We start from the raw sequence: 22,744 nt of genomic DNA, 5'->3' as shown, positions 1-22,744 counted from the left end.
CGCGCTCAATCCGCCGCGCCATAGGCGAGGGGGGCAAGGCGGTCCAGTTCGTCATCGGCGAACAGCCGCGAGCGGGTGAGGAAGCGCTGGTCGCGCCCGTTCTCCAGGCTGAACATGCCGCCGCGCCCGGGCACCACGTCGATGATGAGCTGTGTGTGCTGCCAGTACTCGAACTGCGACGGGCTCATATAGAACGGCGCCCCGCCGATTTCGCCCATCCGCACGTCGCGGTCGCCGACAATATAGTCGCCTTGCGCGTAGCACATGGGCGAAGAGCCGTCGCAGCAGCCGCCGGACTGGTGGAACAGCAATTTTCCATGCTCGGCCGTGAGCGTCGCGATGAGCGCCAGCGCCGCCTCGGTGGCGCGGACGCGGGGGATGGTGTCTTGGACCGGGTAGGCGGGGGCGGCTGTCAGCGTGTCCATGGAAACTCCTTCGCTCCCTTTGCCTCGTCACCGGGCGCGACCCGCGAACCCGTCTTCGGCCTTCAAGAGGTGAGGGCCCGGTGCCGGAATCAAGCCCTGCCTGGAGGAGGGGGCAATTGCCCCTCGTTGTTCATTGTAGGTCAAATCCCCAGCCGTCATGGCCGGGCCTGGCCCGGCGATCCACGGCTTTGAGGAGGAGCCGAAGGCGTGAATCCCCGGGCCGGGCCCGGGGATGACGTTCGTCAGGCGGTGCCGCCCGCGTTTCCGCGGGCGACCGCGCCTTCGCTCAGAAGAAGCCGAGCTTCTTCGGGCTGTAGCTGACCAGCATGTTCTTGGTCTGCTGGTAGTGGTCGAGCATCATCTTGTGGTTCTCGCGACCAATGCCGGACTGCTTGTAGCCGCCGAACGCCGCGTGGGCGGGGTAGGCGTGGTAGCAGTTCGTCCACACGCGGCCGGCCTGGATGGCGCGGCCGAAGCGGTAGGCGCGGTTGCCGTCGCGGGTCCACACGCCAGCGCCGAGGCCGTAGAGCGTGTCGTTGGCGATGTGGAGCGCTTCCGCGTCGTCCGTGAAGGTGGTCACCGAGACAACCGGGCCGAAGATCTCCTCCTGGAAGATCCGCATCTTGTTGTGGCCCTTGAACACGGTCGGCTTGACGTAATATCCGCCGGCGAGGTCGCCGCCGAAATTGTTGCGCTCACCGCCGATCAGAACTTCGGCGCCTTCCTGCTTGCCGATGTCGATATAGGAGAGGATCTTCTCCAGCTGCTCGGAAGAGGCCTGGGCGCCGATCATGGTCGCCGGGTCGAGCGGCGAGCCCTGAACGATGGCCTCAACCCGCTTCAGCGCCTTCTCCATGAAGCGGTCATAGATGCTTTCCTGGATCAGCGCGCGGCTCGGGCAGGTGCAGACCTCGCCCTGGTTGAGCGCGAACATGACAAAGCCCTCGACCGCCTTGTCGAAGAAATCGTCATCCTCGGCCACCACGTCGGCGAAGAAGATGTTCGGCGACTTGCCGCCCAGTTCCAGCGTGACGGGGATCAGGTTCTGGCTGGCATACTGCATGATCAGCCGGCCGGTCGTCGTCTCGCCGGTGAAGGCGATCTTGGCGATGCGGCTGGAGCTGGCGAGCGGCTTGCCGGCCTCAAGGCCGAAGCCGTTGACGATGTTCAGCACGCCCGGGGGCAGCAGGTCGGCGATCAGTTCCGCCAGCACGAGGATGGAGGCCGGGGTCTGCTCCGCCGGCTTCAGCACCACGCAATTGCCGGCGGCCAGCGCCGGGGCGAGCTTCCACACCGCCATCAGGATGGGGAAGTTCCACGGGATGATCTGGCCGACAACGCCGAGCGGCTCGTGGAAATGATAGGCGATGGTGTCGTGGTCGATCTCGCTGATGCCGCCTTCCTGGGCGCGCACGGCGCCGGCGAAATAGCGGAAATGGTCGATGGCCAGCGGCATGTCGGCCGCGGTGGTCTCGCGGATCGGCTTGCCGTTGTCCCATGTTTCGGCGAGCGCCAGGAGGTCGAGATTATCCTCCATGCGGTCGGCGATCTTGTTGAGGATGATCGCACGCTCGGCGGCCGAGGTCTTGCCCCAGGCGTCCTTGGCGGCATGGGCGGCGTCGAGCGCCTTCTCGATATCGTCCGCGTCGGAGCGGGCGATCTCGCAGATCTTGCCGCCGGTGATGGGCGAGGTGTTGTCGAAATAACGGCCGGCGACCGGCTCGACGAACTTGCCGCCGATGAAGTTGCCGTAGCGGGCCTTGAAGGGCGACTGCTTGGTGATGGCGATTTCTGGCTTGTTCATTGGATCCTCCCAGACTGGGACACTCAATATTGCACCGGCCGTGCCAGACTGTTTCCGCAGTGCACAAAATCGTTATTGCGACACGGCAAAGGATTGGAATTGCTCGCAGTGGCGATGTACTCGCGCGGGGTTGAGGATGATACCGATGGACGCGGCCTGAAAACTTGGTGCAGACTGTCGGAAAGAACAACAAGACCTGCGACATGTGTGGCATTTTGCAACACTCCGGGAGGATCGCATGCGCCAAGAGGCCTCGCCGCGCGCCGTTCTGGCCGCGCGCAAGCAGTTCTTCCAGCTCGGCCTGCACGACAGGCCGCTGGCGGCGCTGGTGCCCGAGCCGATCCTGCGCTCATGGAAGCGCTGCGCCGAGCGTGGGCTCGACAGCGCCGCCTTGCCACGCCTCGAGCCGCTGACCGCCCCTGAGCTCAATGCCATTGCCGAGCGGCATGAGCGGCTGCGCCGGCTGTGCCGGCCGGAAATCGAAAGCCTGTATGCCGATGCCATGCAGACCGGCTGCGTGGTCATCCTCACCGACGACGAGGGGCTGATCCTCGACGCGCTCGGCAATGCCGATTTCGCCGCCCGGGCGGCGCAGGTGGCGCTGCGGCCCGGTGTGCTGTGGGGCGAGGCTTCCACCGGCACCAATGCGGTGGGCACGGCGCTGGTCGAAGGCCGGCCGATCTGCGTGCATGGCGGCGAGCACTATTACGACCCGCACGGCATTCTGAGCTGTTCGGCGGCGCCGATCCTCGATCCCTATGGACAGACGGTCGGGGCACTGGACATGTCCGGCCCGGCGGCGGTGGACCATCGCCACGCGCTCGGGCTGGTGCGCCTCGCGGTGGAGCAGATCGAGCATCGGTTCTTCGACGAGGGTTTCGCCGGCCGCCGGGTGCTGCGGCTGCAGGCCGACCGGGCGCTGCTCGGCACCTCACGCGAGGGCGTGCTGGTGTTCGAGGACGACCGGCTGGTGGCGGCGAACCGGGCAGGGCTCGGGCTGGTCGGCGCCGACTGGTCGGCGCTCGGTGAAAAGCGGGCCGGCGATTTGCTGGAGCGGCTGCCCGGCACGGATGGCGAGACGCAAGCGCTGCGCGGGCGCGGCGGCGGGCCGCTCTATGGCCGCTTCGAGGGCTCGGGCGCGCGGCCCGTTGCACCGCCCAAGCTGCGCCCGGCGCGGCGCGAAGAGGGGCCGCTGCTCGGTGCCGAGGAGCGGGCGGCGCTGGCGCGGGCGGTGCGGATGGTGGGCGCCGATGTGCCGGTGCTGATCCGCGGCGAAACCGGCACCGGCAAGGAACTGGCGGCGCGCGAGATCCACCGGCTGAGCGCGCGCGGCGGCGGCGCCTTCGTGGCGGTGAACTGCGCAGCCATTCCCGAGACGCTGATCGAATCCGAGCTGTTCGGCTATGAGGACGGCGCGTTCACCGGCGCCCGCCGGCAGGGCCGACGCGGCCTGCTGCGCGAGGCCGATGGCGGCGTTTTGTTTCTCGACGAGATCGGCGACATGCCGCTGGCGCTGCAGTCGCGCCTGCTGCGGGTGCTGCAGGAGCGTGAGGTCGCCCCGCTGGGCGGCGGCCGGCCGGTGAAGGTGGATTTCGCCCTGCTCTGCGCCACCCATCGCGATCTGCGCCTGCTGGTGGAGGCTGGCAGCTTCCGGCAGGACCTGTATTTCCGCATCGCCCATTACACGATCGAACTGCCGCCGCTGCGCCGCCTGCCGGACCGGGCGGAGATCGTGCGGGCGTTGTGGCGTCGGCTGGTGGAGGATGAGCGGCTGACGCTCTCGGACGCCTGCGAGGCGCGGCTCGCCGCCTATGACTGGCCGGGCAATTTCCGCCAGCTGGCCGGCACGCTGCGCGCTCTGGCGGCTCTGGCCGACCCGTTCCGCCCGGTCGGCGAGGACATGCTGCCGCCGGAGATTCTGGCGGCGCCGGCGGGGACGGCCCCGGCGGGCACGCTCGACGCGCTTACCGTCGAGGCGATGCGGCAGGCGGTGGAGGCCTGCGGCGGCAATGTCTCGCAGGCGGCCCGCCGGCTCGGCGTCAACCGCTCGACTCTCTATCGGCGGCTGTTCCACGCCTGAGCGGGCGGCGGCAGGGCACTGGCAGGGAACTCGCGACCATCCGGCCCGTTACCTCCTGACATATCCATGGAGGCCGCCCGATGGTTCTTGATCCCCGCAAGCTCGACCAGAACCCCGTCGTCGTCGATCCCGCCAATATCGACGCCGTGCTCGAAGACCGGACGACGGCGGTGTCCGATCCGCTCAAGCCGCCGCTGGGCGAGGTGGACAACGACAATCACCCCACCGATGGCGAGCCGTCCGCCCGCGACGGCGGACGCTTTGCCCCTGATACCGTGAAGACGGTCGACGGGTCGCTCGACGGCACGCCGAAGAAGCCGGACGACCCGCGCCGCTGAACGCAGGCGGGCCCGCGCTTACAGCTCGGTCGGCGGCGGGTCCTTCTTGGGTGCGGCGTCGTTGCCTTCCACCCGGTCGCGATAAAGCGAGGCGCTGGCCAGCAGCATCAGCGTGACCGGCGTGGTGATGGTGACGAACACGCCGATCAGCACCTCGTGCACCAGCGGCCGGCCCTGCAGCACCGAGAAGCAGATCATCGAGGCGACGAGGGTCAATCCGGTGCCCAGCGTGGCGCCGAGCGAGGGGGCGTGCAGCCGGGCGTAGAAGTCCGGCAGCCGCCACAGGCCGATCGAGCCGAGCAGCGTCACCAGCGCGCCGGCCACCAGGAAGAACGAGACGAGAATGGCCGCCCAGAGCGGCAAGTCCGGGGCGCTCATTCGATCACCTCGCCGCGCATCAGGAACTTGGCCAGCGCCACCGTGCCGACAAAGCCGAGCAGGCCGATGACCAGCGCCGCCTCGAAATAGAGCGTGGCGCCACTGCGTATGCCGAGGGTGACGAGCAGCAGCATGGCGTTCACGTAGAAGGTATCGAGGCCGATGATGCGGTCCTGCGCCCGGGGCCCGCGCATGAAGCGCAGCACCGCGCAGGCCATGGCGAGGGTCAGCAGCACCTGCGCCAGCGTGATCGACCAGCCGAGGATGGCGACGCTCATTCAAAGATCTCCATCAGCAGGCTCTCATAGCGCTCCTTGATGGTCCGCACCCAGTACCTGTCGTCCACCAGGTCGAGCACATGCAGCATCAGCACGCGCCGCGAGGGATCGTAGCGCACCCATTGCGTGCCGGGCGTGCAGGTGAGGATGATGGCCAGGACAGCGAGCCCATAGGGGCTGGTGAGGTCGAGCCGCAGGCTCATGAAGCCAGAATGGGTGCGCCGGTCCTCATTGCCGAGGATGATGCTGCCGACCGCGAGATTGGAGCGAAACACGTCGACGAAGACCCGCCCGGCGAGGCGCGCCACCGCGCTGGGACGGCGCAGTCGGCCGGCCGGCGGGTCCAGCGCCACCATCGTCCAGCAGCCGCCAAAGGCCACGATCGCCCCGAGCAGGATCTGCCCTGCCGACAGGCTCTGCGTCATCAGCAGCCACATGCCCAGCAGCGCCAGGAACAGCAGCGGGTAGGGCAGAACGCGCTTCAGCCGGGTCATGGCGGGCCTCCCGACGGGCCGTGCCCGCTGGCGCGGGGATCGCTGGTGATGTGGCCGGCGGGGCGGTCGCCGAGCACGTCACGGGCATATTCGCTCGGCCAGTACAGGATCTGCGCGGTGGCCTCCATGTAGCGCATGACCGGTCCGCCGGCGAAGGTCATCGCCGCGCACAGGAACAGCAGCGCTCCCACCGGGATCGCCTCGATGGCGCGCACGCGGGGGATTTCCGTCTCCGCCGGCACCCAGAGGGTGCGGATGCCGTTGCGGGTCATGGCGATGAGGGTGGCGAGGCCCGACAGCATCAGCAGCGCCACGAAGGACCAATGGGCGAAGGGAATGTCGCCGGCCTCGTTCAGCAGCGCCGAGAGCATGGCGAATTTGGCAATGAAGCCCGACAGAGGCGGCAGGCCGGCGAGCAGCGCCGTGGTGGCGAGGAACGCCCCGCCGAGCACGGCGATGGTGGCGGGAATGGCGACGCCCACCTCCTCGTCCTCGTCCTCGATGTCCTCTTCCGGGTCGCCGAAAATCTCCAGCGTGACCGCGAGCACATCGGCGCCGGCGGCCTGGCCGCGCTCGATCAGCTCGACCAGCAGGAAATAGGCGCTGATCGCCAGTGTGGAGGTGACGAGATAATAGAGCGCGCCTGATATCACCGCGCTGTTGCCGGTGCCGATGGCGGCGAGCAGCGTGCCGGAAGAGATCAGCACCGAATAGCCGCCGAGCCGCTGCATCGACTGCGAGGCCAGCACGCCGATGCCGCCGAACAGGATGGTGGCCATGCCGCCATAATACAGCCAGAGCGCGCCGAATTCCTCCGAGGCGCCCGCCTCGTCGCCGAAGCACAGCAGGAACAGCCGCAGGATCACATAGATGCCGACCTTGGTCATGATGGCGAACATGGCGGCGATCGGCGCGCAGGCGGCGGCATAGGTGGTCGGCAGCCAGAAGCTGAGCGGCCACATGCCGGCCTTCACCAGAAAGGCGATGCCGAGCACCGCCGCGCCCGCCTCCATCAGCGTGCGCGACTCCGGCGCCAGGGTCGGCACGATCCGGCTGAGGTCGGCCATGTTGAGCGTGCCGGTGACGCCATAGATCACCGCCACGCCGATCAGGAACAGCGAGGAGGCGACAAGGTTGATCGGGATATAGTGCAACCCCGCCCGAACCCGCGCGGTGCCGGAGCCGTGCAGCACCAGCCCATAGGAGGCGGCGAGCAGGATTTCGAAGAACACGAAGAGATTGAACAGGTCGCCGGTGAGGAAGGCGCCGTTGAGGCCGGTCAGCAGCAGCAGGAACAGCGTGTAGAAGCGCGGCCCCGCCTTGTGCCAGCGCGCCATGGCGAAAAGCAGCGTGGCGCAGCCCAGCACCGAGGTGAGCAGCAGCATCATTGCCGCGAGCCGGTCCACCACCAGCACGATGCCGAAGGGCGGCGGCCAGTTGCCGAGCGGATAGACGATCATGGTCGACCAGCGGTCGCCATTGGGCAGGCCGACCAGCACCACCAGCGTCACCGCGATTCCCAGCAGCGCGAAGACGGTGGCCAGGCTAAGCGACATCTTCAGCAGGCGCCGGCGCTCGTCGAACAGCAGCATGAAGGCGCCGACGGCCAGCGGCAGCAGGATCGGCAGGATGGCGAGATGGTCGAGAACCGGGGTCATCGATCCGGCTCCCGTCCATCGACATGGTCGGTGCCGGTGCGCCCGCGCGCGGCCAGCAGCACGACCAGGAACAGCGCCGTCATGGCGAAGCCGATGACGATGGCTGTGAGCACCAGCGCCTGCGGGATCGGGTCGGCGATGGCGGTGGGATCGCCGACGCCGCCGGGCGCCAGGATGGGCGGCGCGTCGACGCGCAAGCCCCCGCCGGCCATGGCGAAGATGAACAGGTTCACCGCATAGGACAGCAAAGCGAGGCCGATGATGACCTGGTAGGTGCGTGGGCGCAGCAGCAGCCAGACACCCGAGGCGGTGAAAAGGCCGATGCCGATGGAGAGGACGATTTCCATCACTCGCCCCCCTCATTGACCTGCGCGGCGCGTGAACTGCGCAGCGACTGGTGGGCAAGGGCGATGAGGATCAGCACGGTGGCGCCGACCACCAGCGCGAACACGCCGAGATCGAACAGCAGCGCCGAGGCCGCCGGCATCTTGCCGATGAAGGGCACCTCCACATACTGGAAATGCGAGGTGAGGAACGGGTAGCCGAACCACCAGGAGCCGACGCCGGTAGCGCAGGAGGTGAGCAGGCCCAGCCCCATCCAGCGCAGCGGCAGCACCCGCAGATGGTCCTCCACCCAGCGCGCCCCGCTCGCCATATACTGCACCACGAAGGCGATGGAGAGGGTGATGCCGGCGGCAAAGCCGCCGCCTGGCAGATCATGCCCGCGCATGAACAGATAGACCGCCATGACCGCGATCACCGGGAACAGCCAGTGCATGATGAGGCGCGGGATCAGCATATAGTCGGCCACGGTGTCGCCGGGCGAGCGGTCGGGCGAGGCTTCGTCATAGGCGTTCTGGATGCGCTGCTGCTCCGGGGTGCGGATGCTCTCCGGGGCGGGGCGGAAACGGCGCAGCAGGGCGAAGACGGTGAGCGCGGCGAGACACAGCACGACGATCTCGCCCATCGTGTCGAAGCCGCGGAAATCCACCAGGATGACGTTAATGATGTTGGTGCCGCCGCCTTCCGAATAGGCGCGCTCGACGAAGAAGCGCGAGACGCTTGAGGTCAGCGGGCGGGTCATCAGGCAATAGGCCAGGAACGCCATCACCCCGCCGAGCGCGCAGGCGATGGTGATGTCGACATAGCGGCGCAGCAGCACCTTCAGCGGCGGGCGCGTGGGATAGACCTCCTCGATCCGCTTGGGCAGCCAGCGCAGGCCGAGCAGCAGCAGCACCGTGGTCACGATTTCCACCAGCAGCTGGGTGACGGCAAGGTCCGGGGCCGAGAGCCAGACGAAGGTGAGGCAGGTGACGAGACCCGCCCCGCCCACCAGCACCAGCGCGGCGAAACGGTGGTATTTGGCCTGATAGGCGGCGCCGAGCGCGCAGGCCCCGCCGATCAGCCACAGCAGGGCGAAGGCGGGCGGCAGCGGCGTGCCGGGCATGTCGCCGGTGCCGACGGCGCCATTGGCGAGGAAGGGCGCCAGCGCCGCCACTACGGCGAGGCTGATGACAATCCGCATCTGCGGCTGCAGGCGCCGCGTGCCAAGCGCGCTCTCGCCCGCCCGCGCCCATTGCCAGGAGAGCGTCGCCAGCACCTTTTCGAAGATGCGCTGGCCCTTGAAATCGCGCAGGATCGGCGGGCCCTCTATGCCGCTCTCAAGGTAGCGGCGCAGGCCGAGATACAGCACCACGCCGCCGGCCATGGCGATCAGGCTCATCATCAGCGGCAGGTTGAAGCCGTGCCAGAGCGACAGGCTGTAATAGGGCGGGGTGGTGTCCAGCAGGCCATTCACCGCCGTGGCCAGCACCGGGCCGACGGTCAGGCCCGGCACGATGCCGATCAGCAGGCAGATCAGCACCAGCAGTTCGATTGGGAAGCGCATCCAGTGCGCCGGCTCGTGCGGGCGGTGCGGCAGATCGATGGGTGGGGGTCCGAAGAACACGCCGAGGATGAAGCGCAGCGAATAGGTGACGCTGAACACGCCGGCGAGCGTCGCCCAATAGGGCAGGCTGTCGTCGAGCAGCGAGCCGGTATGGTCGGCCACCGCCTCGGCGAAGAACATTTCCTTGGAGATGAAGCCGTTGAGCAGCGGCACCCCGGCCATGGCGGCGGCGGCGACCATGGCCAGCGTCGCGGTAAACGGCATGTAGCGGTAGAGCCCGCTCAGCTTGCGCAGGTCGCGGGTGCCAGTCTCATGGTCGATGATGCCGGCCGCCATGAACAGCGACGCCTTGAAGATGGCGTGGTTCAGCGTGTGGAAGATCGCCGCCACCGCCGCCAGAGGGCTGCCAAGGCCGAGCAGGAGGGTGATCAGGCCGAGATGGCTGATAGTGGAATAGGCGAGCAGCCCCTTCAGGTCCTGCTGGAAGATGGCGATGAAGGCGCCGAGCAGCAGTGTCACCAGCCCGGCCGGTACCACCAGGTAGAACCAGGCATCGGTACCCGACATCACCGGCCACAGCCGCATCAGCAGGAAGATGCCCGCCTTCACCATGGTGGCCGAGTGCAGATAGGCCGAGACCGGGGTCGGCGCCGCCATGGCGTGCGGCAGCCAGAAATGGAACGGGAACTGCGCGCTCTTGGTGAAGGCGCCAAGCAGGATCAGCACCAGCGCCGGCACGTAGAGATCGCTTTGGACGATGAGGTCGCGCGATTCCAGCACCTGGTCGATGTCGTAGCTGCCGACGATGCGCCCGACCAGCAGCACCCCGACCAGCAGGCACAGCCCGCCCGTGCCGGTAACGGTGAGCGCCATGCGGGCGCCGTCGCGCGCGCTCGCGCTGTGGTGCCAGTAGCCGATGAGCAGGAAGGAGAACAGGCTGGTCAGTTCCCAGAAGAACACCAGCTGGATGAGGTTGCCCGACAGCACGATGCCGATCATCGAGCCCATGAAGGCGAGCAGGAAGGAGAAGAAGCGCGGCACCGGGTCTTCGGGCGACATGTAGTAGCGGGCATAGAGCACGACGAGCGCGCCGATGCCGAAGATCATCATCGCGAACAGCCAGGCGAGGCCGTCGAGCCGCAGGGTGAAATCGAGCCCCAGCATCGGCAGCCAGGACAGCCAGAACTGCACCGGCGTGCCTTCCGCCACCATGGCGTAGAGCCAGATGGTGATCGCCATCCCCGCCACCGCCACGCTTCCCGCCAGAACCGCCGCGGCATTGCGCGCATGGGTCGGCAGAAACCCCGCAGCGAGGCTGCCGAGAAACGGCAGAAGCAGCGCGACGAGGAGAAGCGTGTCATGCGGCATAGGTAGCGGGAGCCTCCCTGCGGGCGGTGAATCCTAGCGTCTTGCGAGAGCATCTTGCGAGATGTCGCCCATTATGGTTGATTTGATCGTCTTCACGCAAGGCAGAAACGATGGAACTTGCGCCCGAACAATGCCGCGCGGCACGTGGGCTTCTCGACTGGACGCAGGAGCATCTGGCCGAGCGCGCCGGCGTTTCCCGTAGCACGGTGCGTGATTTCGAGCGGCACCGCCATGTGCTGCACCGGGGCACGGAAACCCTGCTGGTTCGTACCCTGCAGGATGCGGGCGTGATGCTGCTTCCTCGCGGCGAGCATGGGCCGGGGGTGCGGATACGCTGAAGCCATCGCGCTGCATGCCGTGCAACGCCTCGCCCCGGCGCGGGGCTCGTTCATGCACTCGCCAATAACCTTCCTCACGACCGGGCTTGACCCGGCCACCCAGGCTTTCACACGCCGCGCCGGTGGCTGGGCTGGGTCCCCGGGTCGAGCCCGGGGATGAGGGCCGCGGGGTGGGCGAGGGAAACGGAAAACAGCCCCTTACTTCCACATCGCCCGCATCCGCGCGCCGATATCGACGGCGGCGCGCGGCTCGCCTTGGCGGCCGGTGGCGTCGGCCTGCGCGGGTGGCCAACTGGCCATGGCGAAGCGGCCGAGGATGGTGGGCGGGATGAAGCGGGTGCGGGCGGCATAGACATGGCGGTCGCCGCGCGCGGCCTGCCCGTGGGTGAAGAAACGCTGCGGCAGCATCAGATGCAGGCTGTCCTTCGCCCGCGTCATCGCGACATAGAGCAGGCGCCGCTCCTCCTCGATCTCCTCGCGCGTGCCAGTGCCGAGATCGCTGGGGATGCAGCCATCCACCGCGTTGAGCACGAACACCGATTTCCATTCCTGCCCCTTGGCGGAATGGATGGTGGAGAGGATGAGATAATCCTCGTCGCGGTGCGGCGGCCCGGCCTCGGCGCTGGTAGCGTCCGGCGGGTCGAGCGTCAATTCGGTGAGGAAGCGGGCGCGGGAGGGGTAGCTCGCGGCGATCTGCGCGAGTTGCACGAGGTCGGCCTGCCGGCTGCCGGCATCCTCGTGCAGCCGCTCCAGCAGTGGCTCGTACCAGGCACGCACTAGGTCGAGCTCGCCCGGCCAGCCCGCGCTGTTCGCCTTCAGCTCACGGGCCATGGCGAGGAAGGAAGGCCATTCCTTTTCCGCGCGGGCCGGGGGCGTCACCGCCTCCAGCGCCGGCACCAACGTGCCGGCGGCATCGACCGCGTCGAGAATGCGCCCGGCGGTGGCGGGACCGAGGCCGGAGAGCAGGCGCAGCACGCGGAAGCCCGCCACCCGGTCGCGCGGATTCTCGACGAAGCGCAGCACGCCGAGCACGTCTTTCACATGGGCGGAATCGAGGAACTTCAGCCCGCCGAACTTCACGAAGGGAATGTTGCGGCGGGTCAGCTCCACCTCCAGCGGCCCGCTGTGATGAGCGGCGCGGAACAGCACCGCCTGCTGCTTGAGGACGATGCCGTCCTCGCGGTTCTCCAGCACGCGGGAGGCGATGAAATTGGCCTGTTCGATCTCGTCGCGCACGCTCACCAGCACCGGGCGCTCGCCGGCGGCGCGCTCGGACCAGAGATTCTTGGCGTAGCGCTCGCTGGCGAAATCGATCACCGCATTGGCGGCGGCGAGGATCGGCTGGGTGGAGCGGTAATTCTGCTCCAGCATGATGGTATCGGCACGGGGCGTGAAATGGCCGGGGAAATCGAGAATGTTGCGGACCGTGGCGGCGCGGAAGGAATAGATCGACTGCGCGTCGTCGCCGACCACGGTCAGACCGCGCCCGTCCGGCTTGAGACCCAGCAGGATCGAGGACTGAAGCTTGTTGGTGTCCTGATATTCGTCGATCAGCACATGGTCGAACCGGCTGGCCACCGTGGCGGCCAGCGCCGGCTCGCCCATCATCTGCGCCCAATAGAGCAGCAAATCGTCGTAATCGAGCACGTTTTGGCGCTGCTTTGCTTCGACATAGGCGCAGAAGATCGCCTTCAGCTCCCCGCTCCACCCGGCGCACCACGGGAAGGCGCGGCCGATCACCTCCTCCAGCTTCTGCTCGGCGTTCACCGCGCGGGAATAGATGGCGATGAGCGTACCCTTGGTGGGAAAGCGCTTCTCGGTCTTCGAGAAGCCGAGCTCATGGCGGATGAGGTTGATGAGGTCGGCGCTGTCCTCACGGTCGTGGATGGTGAAGTTCGGGTCGAGGCCGATATCCAGCGCATGGTCGCGCAGCAGGCGGGCGCCGATGCCGTGGAAGGTGCCGGCCCAGTTCAGCCCCTCGGTCAGTGCCCTGGCGTCGGGGCCCAGCACCTTTGCGGCGATGCGCTCGACGCGGCGCGCCATCTCCGCTGCCGCCCGGCGCGAGAAGGTGAGCAGCAGGATGCGGCGCGGATCGGCCTTGTTGACGATGAGATGGGCGACGCGATGGGCGAGGGTGTCGGTCTTGCCCGAGCCGGCCCCGGCAATGACGAGCAGCGGCCCGCCAATCACCTCGCCGATACCGGCGATGCCATGTTCAACCGCGCGCCGCTGCTGCGGGTTGAGCCGGTCGAGATAGGCGGCGGGGAGCATGGGCGGACGAATCTCCGGGTGGGGAACCTCCTGCCCAGAGAGCACGTTTCGCGTTTTGTTCCAATCGCACCGCACGTGGAGGGGCGGTAGGAACAGGGGTCGCCATGCCTCTCAGCCCCTCTTCCGAAACGAAAAAGGCCGCCCCGGGGAGAGGCGGCCTTTCCAGTAAAGCAACGGTTGCGCGCGATCAGCAGGGGGTCTGCTGGCTGGTGCAGTCGCGGTTGGAACTGGTGTCGTCCGGCCGGTCGGCATTGGCCGGGGCGGTCGCGCCGGCATCCGTGCCCATGGTGCCGGAGGTGGTGTTGCGACCTTCCGACGAGTTCATGCCCGAGCCCGCAGCGGGGTTCATGCCGCCGGCAGTGCTGTCGGTGGTGCCCGAATTGCCCGTCGCCGAGCCGCCAGTGTTGCCCGAGTCTGAAGCGCCAGCGCTCGACGATGAGCCGCCCGTGCCGGAGCTCTGGGCGAAAGCCGGGGCGCTGAGAGCAAGCATCGCGGCGAGAACGGCCGCCGAAGTCGTCTTGACGTTAATCATAGGATATCCTCCGGTTTGTGTGAGGAATAATCCTGAAGATTACGTATGGTTCCGAGATAAGTTATGTTATCTCTGCCTTAAATTGCTACCACTCGACTGCAAAATGGTAGTCATTATGCGTCTGTTGCACCAGATATTACCGGTGATACATGAAAATAACACCGGCAAAGGCGCCGGGACGGGGTCTCGTCGCGAGGCGTTTTTACGCCAGAGGAAAGCCAGCGCCGACCAGCCCGCGCCGCAGGCTGATCGGACAAAGTGTCGTCGATACTAAAGTGAGGGCGTCCCGCGACGGCCCGCCCCCGCGAGCGCCTCAGTTGTCGAACATCTCGTCGGCGGCGGTGATGAGGCCGATCGTGGGATTGGCGGCGCAATATTCGCCGAGCTTGCCGGCATTCTCGACGAATTTGTCGGTGTCGATGACAGGCGGCGCGTCGACATCCTTGTAATAGGCGTCGAGCCAGGCCAGCGTCAGCATGATCTCGGTCTTGTCACTCTCCAGGAACTGCGCGCAGGTCGTGGTGGAGAGGTCGATCTTATCCGCCAGAGCGGCGTGGGGCAGGCCTGCGGCGGCAGCGCCGGCAAGGGCGAAGGAGAGGACAAGCTTTCTCATGGATCAACCTGCGGGGGGTGAGCGGTGGCACGCCGAAAGCTACCATGCCACCACGCCGCGCGCCACGCGGCCCCGCCCTCTCAGCCGCGCTTGCGCACGAATTCGGTGCGCAGGACCAGGCCCTTGATGCCCTCGAAGCGGCAGTCGATTTCCTCCGGATTATCGGTGAGGCGGATGGTCTTGATCACCGTGCCCTGCTTCAGCGTCTGGCCGGCGCCCTTCACCTTCAGGTCCTTGATGAGGACGACGGAATCACCGTCCACCAGCACGGTGCCGGAGGCATCGCGCACTTCCGGCGCGGCGGTGGCGGCCGCTTTCATTTCCGAGGCCGGGCGCCATTCGCCGGTGGCTTCGTCATAGACATAGGCGTCGTCTTCGTCGGCCATGCGGGCCTCCATGGGTCGTCTTCAAAGGATCGAAGCGAAGAAGGCGGAGCCCGCGGCCCCGCCTCCTGTGCTGTTGCGGCTGACAGCCGGCGCGGTTGGCGCGGCCATCGGGTCATTGCCCGCTCAGGGAATCTGCCGCACGGCGCCCTTGGCGGCGCTGGTGGCGAGCGCGGCATAGGCCTTGAGCGCGGTGGTGACGTTGCGCTTGCGCGGTTCGGCCGGAACCCAGCCCTTGGCCTGCTGCTCCTCGCGGCGGGCGGCGAGTTCGGCCTCGTCCACCGCGAGGTGGATCCGCCGGTTGGGGATGTCGATCTCGATCACATCGCCCTCGCGCACCAGCCCGATCGTGCCGCCTTCCGCCGCTTCCGGCGAAACATGGCCGATCGAAAGGCCCGAGGAGCCGCCGGAGAAGCGGCCATCGGTGATGAGCGCGCATTCCTTGCCGAGGCCCTTCGACTTCAAATAGCTGGTCGGGTACAGCATTTCCTGCATGCCCGGCCCGCCGCGCGGACCCTCATAGCGGATGAGCACGATCTGGCCCGGCTTCACCCGGTTGCCGAGAATGCCGGAGACGGCGTCGTCCTGGCTCTCGAACACACGGGCGGTGCCGGTGAACTTCAGGATGCTCTCGTCGACGCCGGCCGTCTTCACGATGCAGCCATCCTCGGCAAGGTTCCCGTAGAGCACGGCGAGGCCGCCATCGCGGGAGAAGGCGTGCTCCAGGTCGCGGATCACGCCCTTTTCGCGGTCGAGGTCGATTTCGTCATAGCGGGCGGCCTGGCTGAAGGCGACCTGGGTCGGCACCCCGCCCGGCGCGGCGCGGAAGAACTCGTGCACCGCCTCGCTTGCGTTGCGCTTTACATCCCAGTGCTCCAGTGCCGCGCCGAGCGAGGTGGCGTGGATGGAGCCGACCGAGGTGTCGAGCAGGCCGGCCCGGTCGAGCTCACCCAGAATGCCCATGATGCCGCCGGCGCGGTGGACGTCTTCCACATGCACATCAGGCACCGCCGGGGCGACCTTGCACAGCACCGGCACGCGGCGCGAGAGCCGGTCGATATCGGCCATGGTGAAGGGCACCTCGCCCTCATGGGCGGCGGCGAGCAGATGCAGCACGGTGTTGGTAGAGCCGCCCATGGCGATGTCGAGCGTCATCGCGTTCTCGAAGGCGGCGAAGCTCGCCACCGAGCGCGGCAGGATGCTGGCATCGTCCTGCTCGTAATAGCGGCGGGCGAGATCGACGATGGTGTGGCCGGCCTCGACGAACAGCCGCTTGCGGTCGGCATGCGTCGCCAGCGTCGAGCCATTGCCCGGAAGAGCGAGGCCGAGCGCCTCGGTGAGGCAATTCATCGAATTGGCGGTGAACATGCCCGAGCAGGAGCCGCAGGTCGGGCAGGCCGAGCGCTCGATGACGGCGACGTCTTCCTCGGACACTCGGTCGTCGGCGGCGGCGACCATGGCGTCGACCAGGTCGAGCGCCTTGGTCTTGCCGTTCAGCACCACCTTGCCGGCCTCCATCGGGCCGCCGGAGACGAACACGGTCGGGATGTTGAGGCGCAGCGACGCCATCAGCATGCCGGGGGTGATCTTGTCGCAATTGGAGATGCAGACCATGGCGTCGGCGCAGTGCGCGTTGACCATGTACTCCACGCTGTCGGCGATCAGTTCGCGCGAGGGCAGCGAATAGAGCATGCCATCATGGCCCATGGCGATGCCGTCATCGACCGCGATGGTGTTGAATTCCTTAGCGACGCCGCCCGCCGCCTCGATCTCCCGCGCCACCAGCTGGCCGAGGTCCTTCAAATGGACATGGCCGGGCACGAACTGGGTGAAGGAGTTGACCACGGCGATGATCGGCTTGCCGAAATCGCCGTCCTTCATGCCGGTGGCGCGCCAGAGGCCGCGCGCGCCGGCCATGTTGCGCCCATGGGTGGTCGTGCGGGAACGATAGGCGGGCATGGAATTCCTCCAAACTCTTTGCCGCGCTTATGCCCCCCGTCGGCGTATCGCGCAACCGTTTAGGAGGTGCGGAACCCCGGCATGGCCTCAACGCCAGCGAAAGCGCCGCTCGCGGCAGAGCTGGCCGACGAGGCATTGGGGATTGTCCCGCGTGGCGATCCAGGCCGGCTTGGAGCGCTGGGACTGGCAATAGCCGGCATCGGTGACGAAACGGTCATAGAGGTTCGGCCCGGTGCCGATGACCACCGCCCCCTCGCGCTGCACCAGCGCCCGCGCCTGCGCGCAGCTCATGGTGAGCGAGTTGGGCATGGACTGCGCGGCGGCGGGCAGGGAAAGACCGAAAAGGGCGGCAAAAGCTGCCGCCAGCCAGGCGGAGGTGACGGAAGGGGTATGCATTATCGGGCCTCGTCGTTTCTCTCTCCATGGGCGGAGCGTCGCCCTCGAAATGACGCCGGGGTGCCGAAGGTCAAGTGCCGCCGCTGGCGGAGGCGATCACACGCGCGCGCGCCGCCGTGCGGGCACTGACGCGGCGTCGCGGATCGTGGCCTTGCGTGCCCCAAAAGGAAAGGGAGGGGGAGACGCTCGTCTCTCCTCCTCCCATCGGTCCTGGAAGCGCGGCTACCCCTGCATCCAGAGACGGTCGCAGGGGCACGATCAGCCTGCCGCGCCCTATTTGAGAAGGAAGGCTGTGCCGGGTTGGGACTCAGGCCGCAGCCCAGCGCCGGACGTCCTAGCGACGCCCAGAGGCCAAATAGGCGATCAGCCCAATCGTCAACAGGCCGGCGATCGCGATGGCCGGATGCCGGCGGACCTGCGCCGCCACTTCGTCGGCCGCGTGCCGGGCGTGGCCGCCGGCTTCCTCCAGCAGGTCGGCACCACCATGCGCGGCATAATCCAAAGCCGCGCCGGCCCGTGCAGCGCCCTGACGCGCGTAGCGGCTGGCGTAGCGTCGGACACTGTCGCCTCCCTGGCTGGCAAGCGATCCGGTCAGCTTCGCCACGTCGCGGCGGAGGACATCGAGATCGCGCGAGAGGGTGGCGAGGTCGGTAGAGGTGGCCATGATTTTGCTCCTTCGTGATGAAGGGGAAACGCGGTACTGACGACCGGGTTCCGCCGTCAGGACGCATGCCGAGCAGGCATGGACGGCAGCGGCACGGCATCGACCTCTACCACGTCAACGACCAGCCGGCGGACCTGCGGACAGCCGGCCATGACGCCCCAGCCATGCACCAGCACCGCAGCTTCGTCGTAGTCGGGAACCACCGGCTGCAGCTTCATGGCCAGACGTCCCTGCTGCCGATCGAACGAAAGGCTGGAGGAGTCGATGTCGAATTTATGCGCGAGCATGGAGCGACCTCCCGTTGCAACAATCGTTAACAATTGGTGAACGAGATTGTTCCCGGCGAAGGCGGGCGACGTTCGGCCGGCGGACTGCGGGACCTGACGACGGCGTGGCGGATCAGGACGGTTGTCTCTGCGACATTGGCGGCGGGAGAGCCGGCAAACCTCGCAATCAATGGCCGGCCATGACTTTCATCTATTGCGTCTTTCCATCGATCGCGACGCGCGTCGTGCGGGCGTTCTCAAATTCGCACACAGCGGATCGCAATTCATCGTTGCGTATGAAGGCGCCCTGAACCTTGCCGTTCTGCGCGTCGCCGGTAACCGTCATCGCGGAGACCTCGCCAGCACTGAGATCGTGGCCTGTCGCGGTTTCAAGGTGGCTCTCGCATTTCAACCTAGCGGTTGTGGCGGGGGCATCGCCGCGCATGACCCACAGGCCGCCGATACCGGCACCGATAATGACGAGAGCTTTCAGGCCCGGATAGAGTTTCATGATGCCTCCTGAAAATCACTCGCTCTGCGCCGGGCGTTGCCCGCGCCGCAGGTCGCTCCCGTTGGCGAGAGCATCACAGGATGTGATGATGGAAGCTTGTGGGAAGCTTGTCGGGACGCGGCCGCACCTGAACCCGCGCGAAGCGCGGCAGGCGAAAATTCGGCACGTCGTTGAAATAATGGTGGGCCCGGTAGGACTCGAACCTACAACCAGACCGTTATGAGCGGTCGGCTCTAACCATTGAGCTACAGGCCCGGCCGGCGGTGCTGTGGAGCGGCGCGGGCGGTGGAAACTAGCAAAGCGATGCGCCCGCGCCAACTGCGTCGCGGTGGCCATCCACCTTGGCGTGAGGGAAGGGAGCGCTCCGGCGGGAAAGACGTGCGCTCGGGTCCGTTTCGGGGCTCGGGGCTCTGGGCTTGGCGCGACCGCCGCAACGCGGCCCTGCGACGTTGCGCAGCGCGGCTTGCAGCGCGGCCGCGACCCATCCCGGTGCGGCTGACGGCGTCGCCGCCGCAATCCCGCCGCCTTCGCGCGGTGCTCTGGCGTGCCGCACCGTCAGTGCGTCAGCTCAGGGACATGCCGGCCGACCGACGCCTGTCCCGGCAGTTTCAAGGAAGTGAAAGACATGAAGTTTCTCCGCGCCACCGCCTGCGCTGCCTTTCTCGGTGCCGCCGGGCTCGTCGCCAGCCTGTCGCCGCTCGCCGCGCAGGACCTCGCCCCCAACGCCCGGCGGGCGACGCTCTCGGTCTCCGGCGAAGGCCTGGCCAGCGCGGTGCCCGACATGGCGACGCTGACCTCTGGCGTGGTGAGTGAGGGCAAGACGGCGCGCGAGGCGCTCGACGCCAATTCCGCCGCCGTGGCGACGATGATCGAGGCGATCAAGGCGGCGGGCGTCGAACCGCGTGACATCTCCACATCAGGCTTCTCGGTGCAGCCGCAATACGCACCGCAGAAGAAGGAGGGCGACCCGCTTCGCATCGCCTCCTATCAGGTGAACAATGCCGTCACGGTGCGGCTGCGCGATCTCGGCAAGCTCGGCGATCTGCTGGACCAGCTTGTGACCAACGGCGCCAACCAGATAAGCGGCATCGCCTTTGACATCGCCGATCCCGCCAAGCTGGAAGACACCGCTCGGGCCGAGGCGGTGAAAGAGGCGCGCCACCAGGCCGAGATCATCGCCCAGGCTGCCGGGGTGCGGCTGGTGCGGGTGGTGTCGATCGCCAGCGACGCCGGCCCCCGGCCGATGCCGCGCATGATGATGGCGGCGCGGGCGGAGAAGATGGATTCGGTGCCGGTGGAGGCCGGCGAGACGCAGGTGCGCGCCGGCGTCACCGTGGTCTATGAGATCGAGCCGCTCTGAGGAAGAAGGCGGGCCTGCGGGCGCCGACCGAGGCGGAAACTCGGCAAAAGGGGCTCACGGCCGGGCCGTCTCGGGCGCCGCGCCGGAGGCCTCCGCCGTTGCCTCCGCCAGGGTCGCCGGCTCGCCCGGCGCGGCGGGCGGTATCAGCAGCTTGAGCCCGCGCGGTACGATGGCATAGGTGAGCGGCATGTCCTCGCGGCCGAGTTCGCCATCGGTCGAGACCCAGGCACGGGCACGATTGGCGCGGCGCAGCACGATTTCACGGCCGGTCAGGCTGATGATACCGGGATTGTCGCGCCAATTATCCGTCACCATGTCGGCCCCGGCCTTCAGCAGGGCGAGCCCGCCGCGATCCTCAGCGACGGTGAGTTCGAGCACGCCCTCGTCGAGCCGGCTGCGCCGCCAGCCTGGGCCGGTGAAGCGGTTGACCGACAGCAGCGCGGCAAAAGCCTGGAAATGGTGCGGCGTGCCATCCACTGTCACGTCGAGGTCGAAGCGGCCACTGCGGCGCAGCGCATAGACGGCGGCGATCGCAACGGCGAGAAAGCGCCAGAGTTTCCAGCGCCGGGCAGTTTCGCGGGCGCGGGCCATCTGGCTGAAGAAGCCCATGCCGGAAATGGTGTGGAAGCGCCGCCCATTCAGCGTCGCCAGGTCGATCTCCGCCACTTTCGCCTCGCTGAGGGCGAGGAGCGCCGCGTCGAGCTCGCGCGGCATGCCGATATCGGTAGCCAGCAAATTGAGCGTGCCGAGCGGCAGAATGCCGAGCGTCTTGCCGGAACCCTCAAGGCTCTGCACCGCCAGGCTCACGCTGCCGTCGCCGCCGCCGACGATGACGGTGTCGTGCTCGCCCGTGCCGGAGGCGCGGATCGCCTGCACCAGCTCCTTGCCGCGCAGCAGCTTCACCTCGACGCTCCGCCCGCCGCCGTCGAGCCCGTCGGCGATGTGCCGGCGCACCTCCTCGGCATTGCGGTCCAGCAGCGTGCCGGCATTAGCGTTCAGGAGGACGAGGAGCTGGGCCATGGGGGAACCGGATTCGGGGAGCCACGCGATACTCCCCTGCAATCGCGGCGGTGCAAAGACGTTCCCTTAACGGAAGCATGAAGTTTGCGCATCTGCGAGGGGAGGGCCGGATTCCGGCGAAAAAAGCCGCCCCGGCGAAAAAAGGCCGCCCCGGTTTACGCCGGGGCGGCCTTCGTGCAGGCTTAGGTTGGGTCAGCCGCCGACGAGATCGCGGCACAGGGCGACGATGCCGGAATCATAGGCGCGCGGCTCGGACAGGACACCGGTGCAGCGCAGCTTCTTGGCCGCCATGTCGGAGCTGCCGGCTCCCGTCCCCGCGCCGGTGCCGCCGGCTGAGGGGCCGCCCGGGGTGCCAGGTCCGCCGGGCGAACCAGGTTCGCCAGGATTCCCGCCGCCGCCACCGCCAATGCCGATGCCGATGCCAATGGCGGCTGTGTTCTCGCCGCCGACATCAACGTCGGCGCTGGCACGCAGGCCACGCGGGCCGCCCAGACGGGCGCGGCTCTCCACATCCACGGCCTGCGCACCGCCGATGGTGGCGCTGTTGTTGCTGTTCAGGCCGCGCGGGCCGAGGGCGCTCACCCGCAAGGCCCCCCGGAAGGCTATGACTTATTTGTGATTGGTCGGCGGCGGCTCAGGGAGAGCCCAAAGAGCCGGCCCAGGGCCGAAAGCGGTGTTTGCACCCGACGTCCGACCGGAGGGATACGGTCCGGCAAAGGGGCGGGAGATGCTGCCAAAGCAGCTTCGTCCGTCATCCGTCTCGCCTCCGCCTCGCGGGCGCGGCGGAAGGCGACGGCCGAGCCTTGCGGGTCAGGCTTGCCGCCCAGCCCTTCCGCCAGCGCCCCGCCGAGCACGCGCAGATCCGCCGGCTCGCCGCTCAGGGTGGCGCGTTCGAGCGCCCGCAGGGCGAGGCGCCGCAGTTCCGGGTGCGGCGCCTGCCGCAGGGCGACGCCAACATGCCGGCAGAAGGCCGGCACGCCGACCTCGATGCAGCGGGCGAACCATGGCGCGGCGAGGTCGACCCGGCCGCTGCGCTCCAGAAGCAGGCGGGCATAGTCGAACTGGCCGCGATAATCCCCGCCCTCGGCGCCCCGGCGATACCAGCGCAGCGCCGCTGCCGGGCGGGCCGGACGTTCCCAGCCAAGTTCGAGCGAGCGCCCGATCATGGTGGCCGCCTTCGCGGCGACGTCTGCTTCTCCATTACGGGCGGCGCGGACGTACCAGTGCAGAGCCTGTATCCGGTCGGCGGCGACGCCCCGTCCATCAAGCAGCAGCGTGGCGAGGTTGAACTGCGCCCAACCATGGCCGCGCTCCGCTGCCTGCCGGTACAGCGCGGCGGCGCGGGTGGGGTCGATGGGCGCGCCCCAGCCGAGCTCATGGCAGCGCCCGACCATGTTGATCCCGTCAGTGCTGCCGGCGGCGGCGGCGAGTTGGAACCAGCGCAGCCCTGCGGCCGGGTCCCGCGCCACGCCGCGACCGTCAACCAGCATTTGCCCCCAGGCGATCTGGGCATTGACGATGCCAGCCAGCGCCGCCGCTTCCACCCAACGGGCGGCGGCGGCGGGGTTCTCACTGATGCGCGCGCGCAACAGTTCGGGGCCAATTTGTGTCAACTCTGTGAAGGAAATCCAGCCGTTCCCCATCCCGTCCTGCCGCTTTGCGCGCTGTCGCGGCGCCGTCCCGGGGTGCCACCAGCGCTTAATATCCTTATAGCGCCTAA

At 67.8% G+C, this 22,744-nt stretch carries 24 protein-coding genes and 1 tRNA gene; 4 read left to right on the top strand and 21 right to left on the bottom strand.

The window, feature by feature from the left end:
• Positions 1-5 precede the first annotated feature (5 nt).
• Positions 6-425 carry a DUF779 domain-containing protein gene (locus tag A3M1_RS0101030; RefSeq protein WP_018387089.1) on the bottom strand — a complete coding sequence of 140 codons (420 nt, stop codon included), beginning with the start codon at positions 423-425 and terminating at the stop codon, positions 6-8.
• A 286-nt stretch (positions 426-711) separates the two neighbouring features.
• Complete coding sequence (adh, locus tag A3M1_RS0101025) at positions 712-2,229, bottom strand: aldehyde dehydrogenase (protein WP_018387088.1); 1,518 nt, start codon at positions 2,227-2,229, stop codon at positions 712-714.
• 238 nt (positions 2,230-2,467) lie between these two features.
• Here adh and A3M1_RS0101020 point away from each other — a divergent pair, with 238 nt between their 5' ends.
• Entirely contained in the window at positions 2,468-4,309 is a 1,842-nt protein-coding gene (locus A3M1_RS0101020) for a sigma-54-dependent Fis family transcriptional regulator (protein WP_018387087.1), read from the top strand.
• A gap of 80 nt (positions 4,310-4,389) precedes the next feature.
• The gene (locus A3M1_RS0101015; RefSeq protein WP_018387086.1) at positions 4,390-4,647 is read left to right on the top strand and encodes a hypothetical protein; all 258 of its coding nucleotides are present in this window, start codon (positions 4,390-4,392) and stop codon (positions 4,645-4,647) included.
• Between the two features lie 18 nt (positions 4,648-4,665).
• On the opposite strand, the gene mnhG is transcribed toward A3M1_RS0101015, so the two are convergent.
• From mnhG to A3M1_RS0100985, 6 genes are read right to left on the bottom strand one after another with little or no spacing between them, the layout of a single operon-like run.
• Positions 4,666-5,025, bottom strand: a complete 360-nt coding sequence (mnhG, locus tag A3M1_RS0101010; protein ID WP_018387085.1) for a monovalent cation/H(+) antiporter subunit G — start codon at positions 5,023-5,025, stop codon at positions 4,666-4,668.
• The gene (locus A3M1_RS0101005; protein WP_018387084.1) at positions 5,022-5,303 is read right to left on the bottom strand and encodes a K+/H+ antiporter subunit F; all 282 of its coding nucleotides are present in this window, start codon (positions 5,301-5,303) and stop codon (positions 5,022-5,024) included. Before A3M1_RS0101005 ends, mnhG begins: the two co-directional genes overlap by 4 nt.
• Positions 5,300-5,797, bottom strand: a complete 498-nt coding sequence (locus A3M1_RS0101000) for a Na+/H+ antiporter subunit E (protein ID WP_018387083.1) — start codon at positions 5,795-5,797, stop codon at positions 5,300-5,302. The genes A3M1_RS0101005 and A3M1_RS0101000 overlap by 4 nt, the downstream gene beginning before the upstream one ends.
• Complete coding sequence (locus A3M1_RS0100995) at positions 5,794-7,455, bottom strand: monovalent cation/H+ antiporter subunit D (RefSeq protein ID WP_018387082.1); 1,662 nt, start codon at positions 7,453-7,455, stop codon at positions 5,794-5,796. Before A3M1_RS0100995 ends, A3M1_RS0101000 begins: the two co-directional genes overlap by 4 nt.
• Complete coding sequence (locus tag A3M1_RS0100990) at positions 7,452-7,802, bottom strand: Na+/H+ antiporter subunit C (protein ID WP_018387081.1); 351 nt, start codon at positions 7,800-7,802, stop codon at positions 7,452-7,454. The genes A3M1_RS0100995 and A3M1_RS0100990 overlap by 4 nt, the downstream gene beginning before the upstream one ends.
• A complete protein-coding gene (locus tag A3M1_RS0100985; protein ID WP_018387080.1) occupies positions 7,802-10,711 on the bottom strand; it encodes a monovalent cation/H+ antiporter subunit A in 2,910 nt (969 codons plus the stop codon). Before A3M1_RS0100985 ends, A3M1_RS0100990 begins: the two co-directional genes overlap by 1 nt.
• Before the next feature lie 110 nt (positions 10,712-10,821).
• Between A3M1_RS0100985 and A3M1_RS25600 the strand changes: the two genes are divergently transcribed.
• Positions 10,822-11,049 (top strand): helix-turn-helix transcriptional regulator, encoded by a 228-nt coding sequence (locus A3M1_RS25600; protein WP_026221074.1) that lies wholly within the window; start codon positions 10,822-10,824, stop codon positions 11,047-11,049.
• 198 nt (positions 11,050-11,247) lie between these two features.
• On the opposite strand, the gene A3M1_RS0100975 is transcribed toward A3M1_RS25600, so the two are convergent.
• The 10 genes from A3M1_RS0100975 to A3M1_RS0100930 all read right to left on the bottom strand — a co-directional run bounded on the left by A3M1_RS0100975 (position 11,248) and on the right by A3M1_RS0100930 (position 18,899).
• On the bottom strand, positions 11,248-13,320 hold the full coding sequence (locus A3M1_RS0100975; protein ID WP_018387078.1) for an ATP-dependent helicase: 2,073 nt from the start codon (positions 13,318-13,320) through the stop codon (positions 11,248-11,250).
• Between the two features lie 187 nt (positions 13,321-13,507).
• A complete protein-coding gene (locus A3M1_RS0100970) occupies positions 13,508-13,852 on the bottom strand; it encodes a hypothetical protein (protein WP_018387077.1) in 345 nt (114 codons plus the stop codon).
• Between the two features lie 313 nt (positions 13,853-14,165).
• The gene (locus A3M1_RS0100965) at positions 14,166-14,465 is read right to left on the bottom strand and encodes an HdeA/HdeB family chaperone (RefSeq protein WP_018387076.1); all 300 of its coding nucleotides are present in this window, start codon (positions 14,463-14,465) and stop codon (positions 14,166-14,168) included.
• Positions 14,466-14,545: 80 nt separating this feature from the next.
• Positions 14,546-14,851: an alkylphosphonate utilization protein gene (locus A3M1_RS0100960; protein WP_026221072.1), complete on the bottom strand. Its 306-nt coding sequence runs from the start codon at positions 14,849-14,851 to the stop codon at positions 14,546-14,548.
• 123 nt (positions 14,852-14,974) lie between these two features.
• Positions 14,975-16,807: a dihydroxy-acid dehydratase gene (gene ilvD, locus A3M1_RS0100955; RefSeq protein WP_018387074.1), complete on the bottom strand. Its 1,833-nt coding sequence runs from the start codon at positions 16,805-16,807 to the stop codon at positions 14,975-14,977.
• 87 nt (positions 16,808-16,894) lie between these two features.
• On the bottom strand, positions 16,895-17,203 hold the full coding sequence (locus A3M1_RS0100950; RefSeq protein ID WP_018387073.1) for a hypothetical protein: 309 nt from the start codon (positions 17,201-17,203) through the stop codon (positions 16,895-16,897).
• 334 nt (positions 17,204-17,537) lie between these two features.
• Entirely contained in the window at positions 17,538-17,867 is a 330-nt protein-coding gene (locus A3M1_RS0100945) for a hypothetical protein (RefSeq protein WP_018387072.1), read from the bottom strand.
• Between the two features lie 56 nt (positions 17,868-17,923).
• On the bottom strand, positions 17,924-18,154 hold the full coding sequence (locus tag A3M1_RS0100940; protein ID WP_018387071.1) for a hypothetical protein: 231 nt from the start codon (positions 18,152-18,154) through the stop codon (positions 17,924-17,926).
• Positions 18,155-18,344: 190 nt separating this feature from the next.
• Positions 18,345-18,644, bottom strand: a complete 300-nt coding sequence (locus tag A3M1_RS0100935) for a hypothetical protein (protein ID WP_018387070.1) — start codon at positions 18,642-18,644, stop codon at positions 18,345-18,347.
• A gap of 179 nt (positions 18,645-18,823) precedes the next feature.
• Positions 18,824-18,899: transfer RNA gene (locus A3M1_RS0100930), tRNA-Ile, on the bottom strand.
• Between the two features lie 370 nt (positions 18,900-19,269).
• Between A3M1_RS0100930 and A3M1_RS0100925 the strand changes: the two genes are divergently transcribed.
• Positions 19,270-20,004: an SIMPL domain-containing protein gene (locus tag A3M1_RS0100925; RefSeq protein ID WP_018387069.1), complete on the top strand. Its 735-nt coding sequence runs from the start codon at positions 19,270-19,272 to the stop codon at positions 20,002-20,004.
• A 54-nt stretch (positions 20,005-20,058) separates the two neighbouring features.
• Here the strand turns inward: A3M1_RS0100925 and A3M1_RS0100920 are convergent, their stop codons facing one another.
• The 3 genes from A3M1_RS0100920 to A3M1_RS0100910 all read right to left on the bottom strand — a co-directional run bounded on the left by A3M1_RS0100920 (position 20,059) and on the right by A3M1_RS0100910 (position 22,613).
• Positions 20,059-21,024, bottom strand: coding sequence for a diacylglycerol kinase family protein (locus tag A3M1_RS0100920; RefSeq protein WP_018387068.1), 966 nt, complete (start codon positions 21,022-21,024; stop codon positions 20,059-20,061).
• Positions 21,025-21,216: 192 nt separating this feature from the next.
• A complete protein-coding gene (locus tag A3M1_RS0100915; RefSeq protein ID WP_018963929.1) occupies positions 21,217-21,606 on the bottom strand; it encodes a hypothetical protein in 390 nt (129 codons plus the stop codon).
• Positions 21,607-21,626: 20 nt separating this feature from the next.
• Positions 21,627-22,613 (bottom strand): tetratricopeptide repeat protein, encoded by a 987-nt coding sequence (locus A3M1_RS0100910; RefSeq protein ID WP_245261540.1) that lies wholly within the window; start codon positions 22,611-22,613, stop codon positions 21,627-21,629.
• Between the last annotated feature and the right edge of the window lie 131 nt (positions 22,614-22,744).

The sequence above is a fragment of the Ancylobacter sp. FA202 genome, from assembly GCF_000380205.1.
In the GTDB taxonomy this organism is placed as follows: Bacteria; Pseudomonadota; Alphaproteobacteria; order Rhizobiales; family Xanthobacteraceae; genus Ancylobacter.
Note: the sequence above shows the minus strand (reverse complement) of the source record. Positions and strands in the feature narration are given on the sequence as shown.

Excerpts from the sequence above, each read along its gene's own strand:
- A3M1_RS0101030 (WP_018387089.1), bottom strand. The coding sequence starts at position 425 with ATGGACACGCTGACAGCCGCCCCCGCCTACCCGGTCCAAGACACCATC.
- adh (WP_018387088.1), bottom strand. The coding sequence starts at position 2,229 with ATGAACAAGCCAGAAATCGCCATCACCAAGCAGTCGCCCTTCAAGGCC.
- A3M1_RS0101020 (WP_018387087.1), top strand. The coding sequence starts at position 2,468 with ATGCGCCAAGAGGCCTCGCCGCGCGCCGTTCTGGCCGCGCGCAAGCAG.
- A3M1_RS0101015 (WP_018387086.1), top strand. The coding sequence starts at position 4,390 with ATGGTTCTTGATCCCCGCAAGCTCGACCAGAACCCCGTCGTCGTCGAT.
- mnhG (WP_018387085.1), bottom strand. The coding sequence starts at position 5,025 with ATGAGCGCCCCGGACTTGCCGCTCTGGGCGGCCATTCTCGTCTCGTTC.
- A3M1_RS0101005 (WP_018387084.1), bottom strand. The coding sequence starts at position 5,303 with ATGAGCGTCGCCATCCTCGGCTGGTCGATCACGCTGGCGCAGGTGCTG.
- A3M1_RS0101000 (WP_018387083.1), bottom strand. The coding sequence starts at position 5,797 with ATGACCCGGCTGAAGCGCGTTCTGCCCTACCCGCTGCTGTTCCTGGCG.
- A3M1_RS0100995 (WP_018387082.1), bottom strand. The coding sequence starts at position 7,455 with ATGACCCCGGTTCTCGACCATCTCGCCATCCTGCCGATCCTGCTGCCG.
- A3M1_RS0100990 (WP_018387081.1), bottom strand. The coding sequence starts at position 7,802 with ATGGAAATCGTCCTCTCCATCGGCATCGGCCTTTTCACCGCCTCGGGT.
- A3M1_RS0100985 (WP_018387080.1), bottom strand. The coding sequence starts at position 10,711 with ATGCCGCATGACACGCTTCTCCTCGTCGCGCTGCTTCTGCCGTTTCTC.
- A3M1_RS25600 (WP_026221074.1), top strand. The coding sequence starts at position 10,822 with ATGGAACTTGCGCCCGAACAATGCCGCGCGGCACGTGGGCTTCTCGAC.
- A3M1_RS0100975 (WP_018387078.1), bottom strand. The coding sequence starts at position 13,320 with ATGCTCCCCGCCGCCTATCTCGACCGGCTCAACCCGCAGCAGCGGCGC.
- A3M1_RS0100970 (WP_018387077.1), bottom strand. The coding sequence starts at position 13,852 with ATGATTAACGTCAAGACGACTTCGGCGGCCGTTCTCGCCGCGATGCTT.
- A3M1_RS0100965 (WP_018387076.1), bottom strand. The coding sequence starts at position 14,465 with ATGAGAAAGCTTGTCCTCTCCTTCGCCCTTGCCGGCGCTGCCGCCGCA.
- A3M1_RS0100960 (WP_026221072.1), bottom strand. The coding sequence starts at position 14,851 with ATGGCCGACGAAGACGACGCCTATGTCTATGACGAAGCCACCGGCGAA.
- ilvD (WP_018387074.1), bottom strand. The coding sequence starts at position 16,807 with ATGCCCGCCTATCGTTCCCGCACGACCACCCATGGGCGCAACATGGCC.
- A3M1_RS0100950 (WP_018387073.1), bottom strand. The coding sequence starts at position 17,203 with ATGCATACCCCTTCCGTCACCTCCGCCTGGCTGGCGGCAGCTTTTGCC.
- A3M1_RS0100945 (WP_018387072.1), bottom strand. The coding sequence starts at position 17,867 with ATGGCCACCTCTACCGACCTCGCCACCCTCTCGCGCGATCTCGATGTC.
- A3M1_RS0100940 (WP_018387071.1), bottom strand. The coding sequence starts at position 18,154 with ATGCTCGCGCATAAATTCGACATCGACTCCTCCAGCCTTTCGTTCGAT.
- A3M1_RS0100935 (WP_018387070.1), bottom strand. The coding sequence starts at position 18,644 with ATGAAACTCTATCCGGGCCTGAAAGCTCTCGTCATTATCGGTGCCGGT.
- A3M1_RS0100925 (WP_018387069.1), top strand. The coding sequence starts at position 19,270 with ATGAAGTTTCTCCGCGCCACCGCCTGCGCTGCCTTTCTCGGTGCCGCC.
- A3M1_RS0100920 (WP_018387068.1), bottom strand. The coding sequence starts at position 21,024 with ATGGCCCAGCTCCTCGTCCTCCTGAACGCTAATGCCGGCACGCTGCTG.